This is a genomic window from Citrobacter sp. ANG330, from assembly GCF_047467925.1.
Classification (GTDB): Bacteria; Pseudomonadota; Gammaproteobacteria; order Enterobacterales; family Enterobacteriaceae; genus Citrobacter_A; species Citrobacter_A amalonaticus_G.
The window spans coordinates 16,352-31,404 of the sequence record NZ_JASJUI010000004.1 but is presented as its reverse complement, the minus strand read 5'-3'; the positions used below and the strand labels follow the sequence as shown (position 1 = coordinate 31,404).

13 protein-coding genes are annotated in these 15,053 nt (G+C 51.8%); 5 read left to right on the top strand and 8 right to left on the bottom strand.

The window, feature by feature from the left end:
- Positions 1–20: 20 nt before the first annotated feature.
- Together frsA and gpt are read right to left on the bottom strand one after the other, a co-directional pair.
- Entirely contained in the window at positions 21–1,265 is a 1,245-nt protein-coding gene (gene frsA, locus QNN88_RS10995) for an esterase FrsA (RefSeq protein WP_414240264.1), read from the bottom strand.
- 99 nt (positions 1,266–1,364) lie between these two features.
- Positions 1,365–1,823, bottom strand: a complete 459-nt coding sequence (gpt, locus tag QNN88_RS10990) for a xanthine phosphoribosyltransferase (RefSeq protein WP_042997821.1) — start codon at positions 1,821–1,823, stop codon at positions 1,365–1,367.
- A gap of 295 nt (positions 1,824–2,118) precedes the next feature.
- On the opposite strand from gpt, the gene pepD reads away from it, so the two are divergent.
- Positions 2,119–3,576, top strand: coding sequence for a cytosol nonspecific dipeptidase (pepD, locus tag QNN88_RS10985; RefSeq protein ID WP_414240263.1), 1,458 nt, complete (start codon positions 2,119–2,121; stop codon positions 3,574–3,576).
- Between the two features lie 118 nt (positions 3,577–3,694).
- Here the strand turns inward: pepD and dinB are convergent, their stop codons facing one another.
- The gene (dinB, locus tag QNN88_RS10980; protein ID WP_414240262.1) at positions 3,695–4,750 is read right to left on the bottom strand and encodes a DNA polymerase IV; all 1,056 of its coding nucleotides are present in this window, start codon (positions 4,748–4,750) and stop codon (positions 3,695–3,697) included.
- 263 nt (positions 4,751–5,013) lie between these two features.
- Between dinB and dpaA the strand changes: the two genes are divergently transcribed.
- On the top strand, positions 5,014–5,754 hold the full coding sequence (gene dpaA / locus QNN88_RS10975; RefSeq protein WP_414240261.1) for a peptidoglycan meso-diaminopimelic acid protein amidase: 741 nt from the start codon (positions 5,014–5,016) through the stop codon (positions 5,752–5,754).
- On the opposite strand, the gene QNN88_RS10970 is transcribed toward dpaA, so the two are convergent.
- Together QNN88_RS10970 and lpcA are read right to left on the bottom strand one after the other, a co-directional pair.
- Positions 5,725–6,492 carry a class II glutamine amidotransferase gene (locus tag QNN88_RS10970; RefSeq protein ID WP_414240260.1) on the bottom strand — a complete coding sequence of 256 codons (768 nt, stop codon included), beginning with the start codon at positions 6,490–6,492 and terminating at the stop codon, positions 5,725–5,727. The genes dpaA and QNN88_RS10970 overlap by 30 nt on opposite strands.
- Before the next feature lie 45 nt (positions 6,493–6,537).
- Positions 6,538–7,116, bottom strand: a complete 579-nt coding sequence (gene lpcA / locus QNN88_RS10965) for a D-sedoheptulose 7-phosphate isomerase (RefSeq protein WP_414240259.1) — start codon at positions 7,114–7,116, stop codon at positions 6,538–6,540.
- 240 nt (positions 7,117–7,356) lie between these two features.
- Here lpcA and fadE point away from each other — a divergent pair, with 240 nt between their 5' ends.
- The 3 genes from fadE to QNN88_RS10950 all read left to right on the top strand — a co-directional run bounded on the left by fadE (position 7,357) and on the right by QNN88_RS10950 (position 13,318).
- Positions 7,357–9,801, top strand: a complete 2,445-nt coding sequence (gene fadE / locus QNN88_RS10960; protein ID WP_414240258.1) for an acyl-CoA dehydrogenase FadE — start codon at positions 7,357–7,359, stop codon at positions 9,799–9,801.
- 274 nt (positions 9,802–10,075) lie between these two features.
- Positions 10,076–10,846 (top strand): amidohydrolase, encoded by a 771-nt coding sequence (locus tag QNN88_RS10955; protein WP_414240257.1) that lies wholly within the window; start codon positions 10,076–10,078, stop codon positions 10,844–10,846.
- Positions 10,847–11,413: 567 nt separating this feature from the next.
- Entirely contained in the window at positions 11,414–13,318 is a 1,905-nt protein-coding gene (locus tag QNN88_RS10950; protein ID WP_414240256.1) for an aryl-sulfate sulfotransferase, read from the top strand.
- A gap of 51 nt (positions 13,319–13,369) precedes the next feature.
- Here QNN88_RS10950 and QNN88_RS10945 read toward each other — a convergent pair whose 3' ends face one another.
- The 3 genes from QNN88_RS10945 to QNN88_RS10935 all read right to left on the bottom strand — a co-directional run bounded on the left by QNN88_RS10945 (position 13,370) and on the right by QNN88_RS10935 (position 14,983).
- Positions 13,370–14,245, bottom strand: coding sequence for a LysR substrate-binding domain-containing protein (locus QNN88_RS10945; protein ID WP_414240255.1), 876 nt, complete (start codon positions 14,243–14,245; stop codon positions 13,370–13,372).
- Between the two features lie 109 nt (positions 14,246–14,354).
- Complete coding sequence (locus tag QNN88_RS10940) at positions 14,355–14,669, bottom strand: DUF202 domain-containing protein (RefSeq protein ID WP_414240254.1); 315 nt, start codon at positions 14,667–14,669, stop codon at positions 14,355–14,357.
- Positions 14,666–14,983 carry a YidH family protein gene (locus QNN88_RS10935; protein ID WP_414240253.1) on the bottom strand — a complete coding sequence of 106 codons (318 nt, stop codon included), beginning with the start codon at positions 14,981–14,983 and terminating at the stop codon, positions 14,666–14,668. Before QNN88_RS10935 ends, QNN88_RS10940 begins: the two co-directional genes overlap by 4 nt.
- Positions 14,984–15,053: the final 70 nt, after the last annotated feature.

Sequence of the window (15,053 nt, the reverse complement as noted above, 5' to 3'; positions counted from 1 at the left end):
CAGTAGAATTTAGCAAATTATTAACACAATCTCTTTTCAATCCAGCGAGTGATTTCCTGTAACGCTTTGTCAAAATTGCGATACACCGGATTGAAGGGAATCTCCAGCAACTTACCGTCGGAAGATGAAGAGGTGATTAAGCGTGACTCCTCTTCCGGGCTGAACGGATCGTTCTTCCAGAAGCCCGACAGCATTGGCGTCGGGCAACGTCGGCCAAGCAGTCCCTGTACCTTCAGCGAATAGCGATTAAGCTCTACACGCAACGCTTCATCAGACGCATCGTGCATCCCCAGCCGGCTCGCCAGAACGTCAAGATACATTTCCGGTACTGTCCCCTGACGTAACGGCTCGCTCAGCAACGCATGCACAACCGGCCCCAGGCAGGCCACCGCTTTCAGACGTGGCGATTCAAGATAGGCCAGACGAACGGCCACGTTGGCGCCAAAACGGAACCCAAACGCTGCCACACGGGTATGATCGACCCACGGCACGTTGGGTAAGGCTTTCAGCACATGCTGGTGCAGCAGGCTGGAGTCCTGCGTCAGCTTCCACTTCGAAGAGAAACCGATGGAAGGCATGTCCAGCGTGAGCATGGCGATGCCGCGCGGCGCGAAATAGCGCTCATACAGCGTGTAATAGTCGGTTTGCATTGAATCCAGACCGCCGCACATCAGCACCGTCGGGAACGGACCGTCGCCTTTTGGCATATGCAAGAAACCGGTGACGGGGGAACCGCCGGGCACGCTAAATTCCATCTCGCGTAACGTTCCGGGCAGTCGCTGCGCGGCTTCTTCATAGGCACGGTTAGATAATGCCTGCGCCTGTTCCGCCAGATCGTCCCCTTTCAGGTGCGGATAAGCGGCGATGTTGTACAGCGTCGAGGCGTGCAGCCAGTAGCGACCACTGCGCTCAGGGTCCGTTTCCTGGCAGGCTTTCTGCTGCCAGTCCATCGCCTGTTTTGCCCATTCATAAATCCAGTTGCCGCCACGGTAACCGATCACCGTATCGTAAAGATCGGCATCGGTGCGCTCGGCGTCACTCATCACGATACGCGCCTGAACGTCCAGAATTTCTCGCGGATCCACCCCGCGCCAAATCCACATCAGACGGTTAATCATGCGATACCAGTGAGGAATGTTCTTGCCATCCAGCGCTGATTGCACAGGCGGCTGCGTCCCGGCATTAAAACGGCGAACCAGGGTCGACGTTTCGGGATGTTTAAAACGGGGTTTGAACAGGATTTCGCTAAGATTAGCCTGTGACATACGTTCAGCCTCCTGGAATACTGATTAAGGCGTATTGTAACCTGTCATCGGCTAAATAAAACAACGCCCGGCAGAGCCAGGCGTTGAAAAGTGTTGAGATTAGCGACCGGAAATCGGCGGAACGAAGGTCACGCCCATGTCCCACGGCTGCTCAATCCAGGTATCCTGCGGGATATCAATCACATAATCATCAACCAGCGGACGGCCTGCCGGTTTAGCGAAAATGGTGACAAAGTGAGCTTTGGGATACATTTCACGGATAGCCACCGCAGTACCGCCGGTATCGACCAGATCGTCGATGACGATGAAGCCTTCACCGTCGCCTTCAGCGCGTTTCAGTACTTTCAGTTCACGCTGGTTATCGTGATCGTAGCTGGAAATGCAAACGGTATCGACATGACGAATGCCCAGTTCACGTGCCAGCAATGCGCCCGGCACCAGGCCACCACGGCTAACGGCAATAATGCCTTTCCACTGTTCTGAAGGCATCAGGCGGTTTGCCAGCTTGCGTGCATGGATCTGCAGCATGTCCCAGGTGACGACGTATTTTTCGCTCATGTGAAGTGTCCCAGCCTGTTTATCTACGGCTTAAAAAGTGTTCGAGGGGGAAATAGGTTGCGCGAGATTATAGAGATCTGAGCCATCAAAAACCAGCATTTCGCGGAATCCGCGCCTCTTTTTTACATGCTTTATACTCGCAGTGGGCAAAGAAAGTGGTATTCTCGACCGCATCTCGCAAGCCAGACTTGTGGTAATAACTAACCTGCTAACCCGGTGACCTGTAAGCTTGTTTGCAGCGCATCTATACCCTGAACACCGCCAAAAGTATGACGGGTATACAAGGAGAATTATCGTGTCTGAACTATCTCAACTCTCCCCGCAACCGCTGTGGGATATTTTTGCAAAAATCTGTTCTATTCCTCACCCGTCCTATCATGAAGAGCAGCTCGCAGAGCATATCGTCGGCTGGGCAAATGAGAAAGGCTTCCACGTCGAACGCGACCAGGTGGGGAATATCTTGATTCGTAAACCGGCCACCGCCGGGATGGAAAACCGCAAACCAGTAGTGCTGCAGGCGCACCTGGACATGGTGCCGCAGAAAAACAACGACACCGTGCACGATTTCACCAAAGATCCGATCCAGCCTTATATTGATGGCGAATGGGTGAAAGCGCGTGGCACCACGCTGGGTGCCGATAACGGTATCGGGATGGCTTCCGCGCTGGCTGTGCTGGCTGACGACAGCGTCGTTCACGGCCCGCTGGAAGTGCTGCTGACCATGACTGAAGAAGCAGGTATGGACGGCGCGTTTGGTCTGCAGGCCAACTGGCTGCAGGCGGATATTCTGATCAACACCGACTCTGAAGAAGAGGGTGAGATCTACATGGGTTGCGCAGGGGGGATCGACTTCACCTCAAATCTGCCGCTGACCCGAGAAGCTGTTCCGGCGGGTTTCCAGAGTTTTAAACTGACGCTGAAAGGTCTGAAAGGCGGTCATTCTGGTGGCGAAATCCACGTCGGCCTCGGCAATGCCAATAAACTGCTGGCACGCTTCCTGGCCGGTCATGCTGAAGAGTTGGATCTGCGTCTGGTTGATTTCAACGGCGGCACGCTGCGCAACGCCATTCCGCGTGAAGCCTTTGCCACCGTTGCTGTCGCAGCGGAAAACGTCGAACAGTTAAAAGCTCAGGTCAATACTTATCAGGACATCCTGAAAAACGAACTGGCCGAAAAAGAGAAAAACCTGGTGGTTCTGCTGGAAAGCACCGCTAACGATAAACCCGCGCTGACTACACCGTCTCGCGACGGCTTTATCCGTCTGCTGAACGCCACGCCAAACGGGGTGATCCGCAATTCCGACGTGGCAAAAGGCGTGGTTGAAACCTCACTGAACGTGGGTGTGGTCACTATGACCGACGACAACGTTGAAATCCACTGTCTGATCCGTTCGCTGATCGACACCGGCAAGGATTATGTTGTCAGCATGCTGGATTCACTGGGCAAACTGGCGGGTGCGAAAACCGAAGCGAAAGGCGGCTACCCAGGCTGGCAGCCGGATGCGAACTCACCGGTGATGCATCTGGTGCGCGAAACCTATCAGCGTCTGTTCAACAAGACGCCGAACATCCAGATTATCCACGCGGGTCTGGAGTGCGGACTGTTTAAAAAACCGTATCCGGAGATGGATATGGTTTCTATTGGGCCAACTATTACTGGTCCACACTCCCCGGATGAACAGGTTCACATCGAAAGCGTCGGTCATTACTGGACGCTTCTGACCGAACTGCTGAAAGCGATTCCGACGAAGTAAGTCACAGCTGTGGTGCTATAAAAATGCCGGATGGCGGCGCGTTGCGCCTTATCCGGCCTACGAACACTCAGCAGCGTTGTAGGCCGGATAAGTGAAACGCCATCCGGCAGTTTGTTATTTATAGCCCCAACAGAAGCTGCCGTTCCAGTTGCGGATCGAGCAGCGTAACGTGCAGCCCCACCAGTCTTACGCCCCGCCCTGCCCGCCGCTCATTCCAGGTTTTACGCGCAGTCGAAATCAGGTCTTCTTTATTCAGCTTCGGCCAGACGTGTTCCTGGGTGGTTTGCTGAAAGTCATTGAACTTGAGCTTTACGCCCTGGCGAGCAATACATAAATCAGGTTTAACTTTTGCCAGCCGCCGTTCAAGTTCAGGATATAACTGTTCAATGATCGCCTCACAGTCGGACCAGTGATGAATATCTTCTGCCATCGTACGTTCAACGCCGACCGACTTACGTAAGCGTTCATTATTGACGTCCCGCTCGTCGATCCCCTGACAACGCTCCCAGAGCACCCGGCCAAATTTGCCAAAGCGTTTCAGTAAGGTCGCCAGATCGAACTGCTGCACATCGCCGCAGGTGCGCAGCCCCAGACTTTCGAGCTTCGCCGCAGACACTTTGCCGACACCGGGAATTTTCCCCAGCGGTAACGTACTGAGGAACGCTGGCACATTCTCCGGGGTGATGACATATTGTCCGTTGGGTTTATTCAGATCGGAGGCGATTTTGGCCAGAAACTTCACCGGCGCCACGCCCGCCGAGGCGGTAAGTTGCAGCTCGTTGAATATCGTCTGACGGATCTCCTGAGCGATAAGCGTGGCTGAACCATGACAATGGCGACTGTCCGTGACATCCAGATACGCCTCGTCCAGCGACAGCGGCTCAATCAATGAGGTATAGCGGGCGAAGATAGACTGAATTTGGCGGGAGGCCTCTTTGTAGGCCTCATAACGGCCCGGTAGTAAGGTGAGATGCGGACACAGTTTCAGCGCCATACCGGTCGGCATCGCGCTACGCACGCCAAATTTACGGGCAGGATAGTTGGCGGTGCTGATGACGCCTCTGCGCTCACGGCTGCCGCCAATGGCTATAGGGATGTCGCGTAGCGCCGGGTTGTCACGCATCTCAACCGCGGCGAAAAAACAGTCCATATCAACATGTATGATTTTACGCATCACCCACCTCCCGAAATACTGTTTAAGTATACAGTGTTATTCTGCAATAGGAAGCCGATGAGAACGCGTTAAAGTAAATCGCGACGGGTTGCGACAAAGAAATATCCGGGCTCGTTTTAGTATAAATTGTAAACGCACCACGAGGGACTTGCGAAAAAATGTCGTGGTGTTAATGTGAGCGCTCTAAATCCAGATTCGTCCGATTTTGGGTGCAGTTTTTGCCGTTCTGGCGTGGGTAATCGTTTTATCAAGGAACAAGCAGTATGCGTAAAATCGCATTGTTTATTGCGATGCTTTTGATTCCGTGCGTGTCATTCGCCGGCTTGCTGAGTAGCAATAGCTCTACAACACCGATCAGCAAAGAGTATAAGCAGCAATTAATGGGATCCCCTGTCTATATTCAGATCTTCAAAGAAGAGCGCACGCTTGATCTCTATGTCAAGATGGGCGAACAGTATCAACTTCTCGACAGCTACAAGATTTGTAATTACTCCGGCGGCTTAGGACCGAAACAGCGCCAGGGCGATTTTAAAAGCCCGGAAGGTTTCTACAACGTCCAGCGTAGCCAGCTCAAACCCGATAGCCGCTTCTATAAAGCCATTAATATTGGCTTCCCGAACGCCTATGACCGCGCCCACGGCTATGAAGGTAAATACCTGATGATTCACGGTGCCTGTGTGTCCGTTGGCTGTTACGCCATGACCGACAGCGGTATTGATGAGATTTTCCAGTTTGTCACCGGTGCGCTGGTGTTCGGACAGCCAAACGTTCAGGTCAGCATTTATCCCTTCCGTATGACCGACGCCAATATGCAACGCCACAAGTATTCGTATTACAAAGAGTTCTGGTCGCAGTTAAAACCGGGATACGATTACTTCGAGCAGACCCGCAAGCCACCGACCGTTTCCGTTGTCGATGGCCGCTATGTCGTTAGCAAACCGTTGAGTCATGAAGTGGTTCAGCCACAGCTGGCGTCAAACTACACGCTCCCCGAGGCAAAATAACGCCCACTCGCCTGGCATAATCTTTTGCCAGGTTTCATTGCCTGTCAGCGGCTGCGTCGCAATGACGGTGACCACATCGTTCGGTGTGGTCTCTTTCTGAAAATCGATCTCCACATCCTGATCGAGCAACGTGGCGACCCCAAACGGCGCACGGCGCGTGATCCAGAACAGATTCGTCGAGCAGAATGCCATCACGTAACGCCCGTCAGACAACAGCATGTTGAACACACCTTTCTCACGCAGTACGCCCGCCAGCGTTGCGATGTATCTGAATACCGCCGTCATGTTGCCAGGCGTGCGCGGGTAGCGCTGGGTGAGTTTATGCAACAACCAGCAAAACGCCTTTTCGCTGTCGGTTTCACCGACCGGGCGGAAATTGCCGGTTTCCAGCGACTTATACCCTGAAAGCTGGCCGTTGTGCGCATAGGTCCAGTGGCGTCCCCACAGTTCACGCGTAAAGGGATGGGTGTTTTCCAGCGCCACTTCGCCCCGGTTAGCCTGGCGAATATGGGCAATCACGGAACAGGATTTGATCGGGTAATCCTGAACCAGTCTGGCAATAGGGGAATTAAAGCTGGGTTGCGGATCTTTGAACGTGCGGCAACCTTTGCCTTCATAGAAGGTGATGCCCCAGCCGTCTTTGTGCGGCCCGGTTCCTCCACCACGCTGCACTAGCCCGGTGAAACTAAAGCAGATATCGGTAGGCACATTGGCGCTCATCCCGAGCAATTCGCACATACATCACCTCCACAACTGCGGGGGCGAAAAACCCCCGGCGAAGACTTACTTTATCATCTCTTTTTCGATCAGCTGAATCAGGATATGAATCACTTTAATATGGATTTCCTGAATACGATCAGCATAACCGAAATGCGGAACGCGGATTTCGATGTCCGCCGTACCGGCCATTTTGCCGCCGTCTTTACCGGTCAGGGTGATGACCTTCATCCCCTTCTCACGCGCAGCAGCGATAGCTTTGATCACGTTACCCGAATTGCCGGAGGTGGAAATGCCTAACAGCACGTCACCTTCGCGGCCAACTGCTTCAACGTAGCGCGAAAAAACATAGTCGTAGCCGAAGTCATTGCTGACGCAAGAGAGATGACTGACATCGGAAATCGCAATGGCCGGATAGCCCGGACGGTTTTCGCGATAGCGCCCCGTCAGTTCTTCGGCAAAGTGCATAGCGTCACAATGGGAACCGCCGTTACCGCAGGAAAGCACCTTACCTCCTGCTTTAAAACTGTCTGCCAGCAGGACCGCCGCGCGCTGAACGGCATGAATATTGGCATCATCTTTTAAAAAATTCGCCAGCGTTTCCGCCGCTTCGTTCAGTTCGTTACGAATAAGATCCTGGTACATGAGGATATCCTTCAGCATGAATGTAAATGACAGGATGCAGTGTACCGGATAGCGCTGGCAGCGAGAAGTATAAGCCTCGTCAATGCCGCCGCCTTTTTGATTTTTCGTGCCGCTGAAAACGGCAACAATGTGAGCTTTGTTGTAATTATTTTGTAAACACATTGCTAAAAGAATTCACATCCACTACAACCATATCATCACAAGTGGTCAGACCTCCTACAAGCAAGGGAGCTTTTTGTTATGATGATTTTGAGTATTCTCGCTACGATCGTTCTGCTCGGCGCGCTGTTTTATCACCGCGTGAGCCTGTTCCTCAGCAGCCTGATTCTGCTCGCATGGACGGCCGCGCTTGGCGTGGCCGGACTCTGGAATATCTGGCTGCTGGTTCCGCTGGCTATTCTCCTCGTACCGTTCAATGTGACGCCGATGCGTAAATCGATGATCTCCGCGCCGGTGTTCCGTGGCTTCCGTAAAGTGATGCCGCCGATGTCGCGTACGGAGAAAGAAGCGATTGATGCCGGTACCACCTGGTGGGAAGGCGATCTGTTCCAGGGCAACCCGGACTGGAAAAAACTGCATAACTACCCGCAGCCGCATCTGACGGCGGAAGAGCAGGCATTTATCGACGGTCCGGTAGAAGAAGCGTGCCGTATGGCGAACGACTTCCAGATCACTCATGAGCTGGCCGATCTGCCGCCGGAACTGTGGGCGTTCCTGAAAGAACATCGCTTCTTCGCGATGATCATTAAAAAAGAGTACGGCGGGCTGGAATTTTCAGCCTACGCACAATCCCGTGTTCTGCAGAAACTGTCCGGCGTCTCCGGCATTCTGGCGATCACCGTGGGCGTACCGAACTCCTTAGGCCCGGGCGAACTGTTGCAACATTACGGCACGCAAGAGCAGAAAGATCATTACCTGCCTCGCCTCGCACGCGGTCAGGAGATCCCTTGCTTTGCACTGACCAGCCCGGAAGCGGGTTCCGATGCGGGCGCCATCCCGGATACCGGTATCGTCTGTATGGGTGAATGGCAGGGTCAGCAGGTGCTGGGGATGCGTCTGACCTGGAACAAGCGCTACATTACCCTCGCGCCTATCGCGACCGTGCTGGGTCTGGCGTTTAAACTCTCTGACCCGGATAAACTGCTGGGTGGTGAAGAAGAACTGGGGATCACCTGCGCGTTAATCCCAACCTCTACGCCGGGCGTGGAAATTGGTCGTCGTCACTTCCCGCTCAACGTCCCGTTTCAGAATGGCCCGACACGCGGTCAGGATGTGTTTGTTCCTATCGATTACATCATCGGCGGCCCGAAAATGGCCGGTCAGGGCTGGCGTATGCTGGTGGAATGTCTGTCGGTGGGTCGCGGGATTACGTTGCCGTCTAACTCAACCGGCGGCGTGAAATCTGTTGCGATGGCCACCGGCGCTTATGCCCACATTCGTCGTCAGTTCAAAATCTCTATCGGTAAAATGGAAGGGATCGAAGAGCCGCTGGCGCGCATTGCCGGTAACGCCTACGTGATGGATGCCGCAGCATCCCTTATCACCTACGGCATTATGTTGGGTGAGAAACCGGCAGTGCTGTCGGCCATTGTTAAATACCACTGTACGCACCGCGGTCAGCAGTCGATTATCGACGCGATGGATATTACCGGTGGCAAGGGCATTATGCTCGGCGAAGGAAACTTTCTGGCGCGTGCCTATCAGGGCGCACCGATCGCCATCACCGTGGAAGGCGCTAACATTCTGACTCGTAGCATGATGATCTTCGGTCAGGGGGCGATTCGCTGCCACCCGTATGTCCTCGAAGAGATGGCAGCCGCACAGAATAACGATGTGAATGCGTTCGACAAACTGCTGTTTAAACATATCGGTCATGTCGGCAGCAACAAGGTGCGGAGCTTCTGGCTGGGTCTGACGCGTGGCTTAACCAGCCAGACCCCCACCCGCGATGCGACGAAGCGTTATTATCAGCATCTTAACCGCCTGAGTGCGAACCTGGCGCTACTCTCTGACGTGTCGATGGCTGTGCTGGGTGGAAGTCTCAAACGCCGCGAGCGCATTTCTGCTCGTCTGGGTGATGTGTTGAGCCAGCTGTATCTGGCCTCTGCGGTTCTGAAACGTTACGACGACGAAGGCCGTCATGAAGCGGACCTGCCGCTGGTTCATTGGGGTGTGCAAGATGCGCTGTATAAAGCGGAGCAGGCAATCGACGATCTGCTGCAGAACTTCCCGAACCGTCTGGTCGCTGGCCTGCTAAACGTGGTGATCTTCCCGACCGGTCGTCACTACCTGGCCCCTTCCGACAAGCTGGATCATAAAGTCGCGAAGATATTGCAGGTACCGAGCGCCACCCGCGACCGTATCGGCCGTGGACAGTATCTGACGCCGAGTGAGCATAACCCGGTGGGATTACTGGAAGAAGCGCTGCTGGATGTGATGGCCGCCGACCCTATTCATCAGCGTATTTGCAAAGAGATTGGCAAAAACCTGCCGTTCACCCGTCTGGATGAACTGGCGCAAAACGCGCTGGCGAAAGGTCTCATTGATAAAGACGAAGCGGCGATTCTGGTCAAAGCGGAAGAAAGCCGTCTGCGCAGCATCAATGTGGACGATTTTGAACCCGAGGAGCTGGCGACGAAGCCGGTAAAGCTGCCAGAGAAAGTGCGTAAAGTCGAAGCCGCGTAAGCAATGATATCTCTCCTTCAAGCCTCGCTTCGGCGAGGCTTGAGAGTGATGACAAACCTCACCACAACACAGGATAAGTAGAGATCACCTAATTAAAAACAAGGAACATCAATTGATTGATTTTCGGCTTATAGCCACAAAGAAGGAAAAACCACGTTTTTTCCTTCTTTGTCAGCAGCCTGAAGCCTCGTTTCGGCGAGGCTTTTTATTGCCAACGACAGGTGAAAGCACGTGCTACAGTTGAGTGAATGCTGTTCAACGTGGAGTTCCGATTGTGCCTGGTTTGAAAATTACACTACTGCAACAACCGCTGGTCTGGCTGGATGGCCCGGCCAATTTGCGTCACTTTGACCTTTTACTGGAACTTATCACCGGGCGCGATCTTATCGTCTTACCCGAAATGTTTACCACGGGGTTTGCGATGGAGGCTGCCATAGAAGCCCCCTCTCAGGAGGAGGTCATTTCATGGATGAAAAAACAGGCGCAGCGGACGAACGCCCTGATTGCCGGTAGCGCCGCGCTTCTGACAGAACGTGGCGCGGTGAACCGTTTTTTACTGGTCGAGCCAGAAGGTAACGTGCACTTTTATGATAAACGCCACCTGTTTCGAATGGCTGACGAACATCATCATTACCAGCCAGGCAACCGCCGCGTAATCGTGGAATGGCGTGGGTGGCGCATTCTGCCGCAGGTCTGTTATGACCTGCGTTTTCCGGTCTGGTCACGCAATTTGAATGATTATGATCTGGCGCTCTATGTCGCCAACTGGCCGGCGCCTCGTTCTCAGCACTGGCAGACACTGCTGGCGGCGCGCGCGATTGAAAATCAGGCCTGGGTGGCGGGGTGTAATCGCGTCGGCACCGATGGCAATGGGCATCACTATCGTGGCGACAGTCGGGTTATCAGCCCGCAAGGCGAAATCATCGCGACAGCGGAAGCCCATCAGGCTACCCGCATTGATGCCGAACTGTCGCTAAGTGCGCTGAAAGCGTACCGGGAAACCTTTCCAGCCTGGCAGGATACCGACCCGTTTATTCTGTGTTGATCCCCTCACCTTCTCCGCTACGGAAAGCGTCGGTAGCGGGAGTGTTTCGCGCCATAACCCTGCGCAAAATAATTTCGCCCGTAAATCTCTCCCCGCCACGTATTCTGACTCCGTCTTTTACTCGCGCTAATCGCTTGACATTCCAACACAACCGCTTCCTTAGCAGGATGCGGAGCCCCAGATAGCGTCCAGACGGTAATAACGAAATAAAATGCAGCATGTGGTTAAGACGCTGCAATGAAGATTTATTTATTGACGCTTTAAATATATAAAGTTCAATTATTCAGAAATATAGATAAAAATTACCGTCTTTAGTTTTGGCGGGCAAAAAAAAATTAAACACGCTTAAATCCAGTACGCAACTCTTGTTCCCGCTTTCTTCCTTCTCTTTTACGTAAGTATAGATGCTTAATAGCAGGCACAAAATAAAGCAGCGCTCTTGTTTAAAATTACATTTAGCACTAATTATCAAATATTCTCTCTTTAAAAAGAATTTACTCATATAGCGTTTTACAGCAATACATAAAAATACATTGTATAAACCTATATTATAAAAGGATGGTTAATATGGCTATACCCACTCATATCGGACAACGAGATCCTGGTGATGGTACGTATAATCCAGGAATACAAACCAATACCCCGCCTGTGGTCCGTGACAATGCAATCGCAAGTGCATTTACTGCAACAATAACCGCGGCAGATACTCTGGGCAGTGGCCGCGAAAAATATCAACAGGATTTATTTGGTCGTTCACCGCTTAGCGGAACATTAGGTTTCTGGAACACAAGTCCCGATGTCACAGTCACGGTATTTTCAACAAGCGTGCCATCAGCTCCGGCAATAACCCATACTTATTCCAATCTGTCTGTCAATCAAGCCATTACATTACCTGTGCTTGGTTTTCTTTCCAGACGACAGCTCACAACGGAATGCCGCATTATTGTCACAGATAGTGTTAATGAGTTTCAAACTACCGTTACCCTTGCACCGTTACCTTTGACCGATAGCGAAAGCGGTGGCGTTACAGGGTTCCCTGAGATTCACGTTACGAAAACAGCGACATCAGAAGAAGTCGGCGACGATCTCTATTTCGCGGTAATTGCACCACAGCGAGCATTTATCGCCTTTGATCGACAAGGGAATGTCCGTTGGTATGTTACTGCAGGAGATCCCGTTAATTCGCCTGAACAGTGCCTGCCCATATATAACAATGTGCGCTTATCTGATGGCTCTTTTATTGGTTCAGATACATTCCTGGACTATTACTACACGCCCGCTGATTTTGGTGCTAATGAGCCTAAAGGACAAAGAGAACTTTGGCGTTTCGATATGACTGGCCGCGTGCAAAGTCTCTATTTTATCCGCGACAGAGCACACCATTCACTTATGGAACTCCCGGGCGAGAACGCCTTGCTTATTGCTTCAGATTACATCAGCACGCGTAATAGCAGCGAGGGCCCCAATCCCGACGGTGCTAATCAAGGGCCTTCATGCGAAGACTGCATCGCCATTCTGGACCTGGCAACGGGTTATGAAAAAGCGTATTACGACCTGCGAATTATCCTTAACTTCTGGCGAACTCCCGTTCCTATGGATTTATCTGTTCCCTATACCTATGACTGGGCGCATGTTAACCAGGTTGATTTTGATGCAGGCAACGGTTTAATTATTGCCTCCTGTCGCCATCAGGGGGCAATTATTGGGATTGATCGCGCTTCCGGCGCTCTAAGGTTTATTTCGGCTAACCAGGATGACTGGCAAGCTACAGAAACGGGGATTCCAACAACGGATTGGTCTGATTTACTGCTAACTCCCATTAACCCAGAGACCAACCTTCCGTATGATCTCAGCGACGCCACGCAAAAAATGGCGGCAGACAGCAATTTCTGGACATGGGGCCAACACAACGTGCAGTCAATTGCACAACAGACGCCCGACTCACAGTACGTTGATTTTTCAGTCTTTAATAATGGGAATTTCAGAACCCGGACGCTGGATACGGGCGTAGTTGCCTCTGAAAATGCCTCTCGTTGTACGCACTATCAGGTTAATCTTGAGACCCGGGAGGTCAGGCAGATTCTGGAATATGGTGAAACTGAACTGGCTGCCACAGGTTACAGCCCTTATGTTTCTACGGCGCATTTCTATAATTTCCTTGATAGCGATGCGGCCCCCCGCCTGTTAGCAAACTTTGGCGGGAGTATTTTCCAGCAAAATAGCGCTTATCCGTCTGGTTTACCTGTAACGCTTGAGCCGGGTATTTCAGATGCGCAGGATCCGCAAGAGGAACTCTATGGGACTTATCAGGGCCGGGTGATTATTCAGGAAGTTGATTTAAATACCCGACTGCCTTTATTTGAAGTTCAATTCACCTCTGGCGTCTATAAAACACCACCTGCTGGTGAAAGTGATATCCGACGCGTAGACCTTTACTCTTTCCGTGCGTACAAAATGCCGTTATATGCCTGATACAACATCCTGTGCCCGTTATCACAACGGGCACCTTTTGCAATACGATGACTAAATGACGTCATGATCATCGACCGTTTTTTTAGCGGAAATAATGGTGTCGATAAACATTTTTTTATGCTCGTACTTAAGCACATCGTCTATGTACATGATGCCGGTATAAAATGAGGGAATGGCATTAACCGTGTTGAGTCGAACCAGGCCACGATGACGAGCTTCGGCTTCAAGATGCACGGGCAGGGCCAAAATACATTGCGTTTGCTTTGCCAGCGTAATCGCGTTCGAGACAGAAGAGACGTCAAAACGGACTTTCTCCGGTGAAATAGGACACAGCAAAGGATCATTGAATTCTTCATTTTCCGATTCATGCTTCAGGATTATCCATTCACATTTATCCAGTTGCTTTTCAGTCACGTTTTGCACGCCAGCGAGAGGATGCTCGTCCGAGCAAAAAAGGACAAATCTTGTCGTGAAGATCGGTACATAGTGGATAGCCGCGATCCTTTTTTCGGGTGGCGGAATAGCGCCAAGCGCCAGATCGCACTCGCCTTTCAGTAAACGCTGCTGCCCCATTGCCGTATTACTGTTCTTTATTACCATGCGAATTTTTGGGTATTGCTTCACATAATCTTTCATCAGATGAAAAAGAACGCCATGGCTCCAGGCATGACCGCACTCAATAACCAACTGCTGCCGATGGCTGTGTTTGATGGCATCAATACTTAATAATGCCTGCTGATAGTTCCTGTCCAGCAAACAGGCGTGCTGATAGAGACTTTCGCCATAGACCGTCAGCGAAATCTTTTTCCCCTCTCTGAACAATAGCGGGACTTCCAGTTCAGCCTCCAGCCTCTGCATATTTTGAGTTAAGGTGGGTTGGGAGATGAACAAACTCTCTGCCGCCGAGGTAAAGGTTTTTTTATCCACCAGCATCTTGAACTGGAATATCAGTTTATGCAGATACATCGCGCCTCACCAAAATCAAAGTTTACAATCGTCGGTTGGTTATACAGTTATAAATTAAGGTTGAAAGCCGCTAAATGAAATGGTGCATCACCAGAGTCAGCGCACTGAATGTCAGTGTCAAAGAGACGGCTTTTTTCCTGAATGCTAAGGGCCGGAAATCCAGATTTTGTACGTTGTAGCGGTATCGATACGAAAGAATAACCACCAGCAGCGCCATTATTGCCGACAGCACGCTTACCGCCATCATCAGCGCATTACGACTCGACAATCCCGTACGCAAAACAACAACGGTCAGAGCAAAGGTTGAAAGTGCAGTGCGCTGCCAGGAGAGCTGGGTTCTTTCTGGCTGTAAACCGGGATCGCGCTCATGCGCGATAACTTTCATTTTGTCACCATGATTAAAAGCGTCAATAAAATACAGACGGTCAACCCTGAGCTCAGCCAAAGTAGCGGACGCGGATGAGAGAGGGCTAGATTGGCGCCGATGGCATTTTCATTGGCTGCCCAGCGCTGATAGCCATACCAGGCCAGCCCCGCCGCGGTCAGGCTCATGGCGATAACCAGAAAAACCCGGTATGCCGCAGGAGCCAGGTCCACCGCTAACTGATCGATGCCGATTCCCCCAGCCATAAAGGCCAGCGCCGTTCTTATCCAGGCCAAAAAAGTGCGTTCATTAGCCAGAGTGAACCGATAATCCACTCCCTTTTCCTGCTTTTCGGGACTCATCATTCCTGCTTTATTTTTTGCAACAAAGACGGACGGGAGCCAG

Coding starts and splice junctions, on each gene's coding strand:
- frsA (WP_414240264.1), bottom strand. CDS start 1,265: ATGTCACAGGCTAATCTTAGCGAAATCCTGTTCAAACCCCGTTTTAAA.
- gpt (WP_042997821.1), bottom strand. CDS start 1,823: ATGAGCGAAAAATACGTCGTCACCTGGGACATGCTGCAGATCCATGCA.
- dinB (WP_414240262.1), bottom strand. CDS start 4,750: ATGCGTAAAATCATACATGTTGATATGGACTGTTTTTTCGCCGCGGTT.
- dpaA (WP_414240261.1), top strand. CDS start 5,014: ATGCGTAAAATCGCATTGTTTATTGCGATGCTTTTGATTCCGTGCGTG.
- QNN88_RS10970 (WP_414240260.1), bottom strand. CDS start 6,492: ATGTGCGAATTGCTCGGGATGAGCGCCAATGTGCCTACCGATATCTGC.
- lpcA (WP_414240259.1), bottom strand. CDS start 7,116: ATGTACCAGGATCTTATTCGTAACGAACTGAACGAAGCGGCGGAAACG.
- fadE (WP_414240258.1), top strand. CDS start 7,357: ATGATGATTTTGAGTATTCTCGCTACGATCGTTCTGCTCGGCGCGCTG.
- QNN88_RS10950 (WP_414240256.1), top strand. CDS start 11,414: ATGGCTATACCCACTCATATCGGACAACGAGATCCTGGTGATGGTACG.
- QNN88_RS10940 (WP_414240254.1), bottom strand. CDS start 14,669: ATGAAAGTTATCGCGCATGAGCGCGATCCCGGTTTACAGCCAGAAAGA.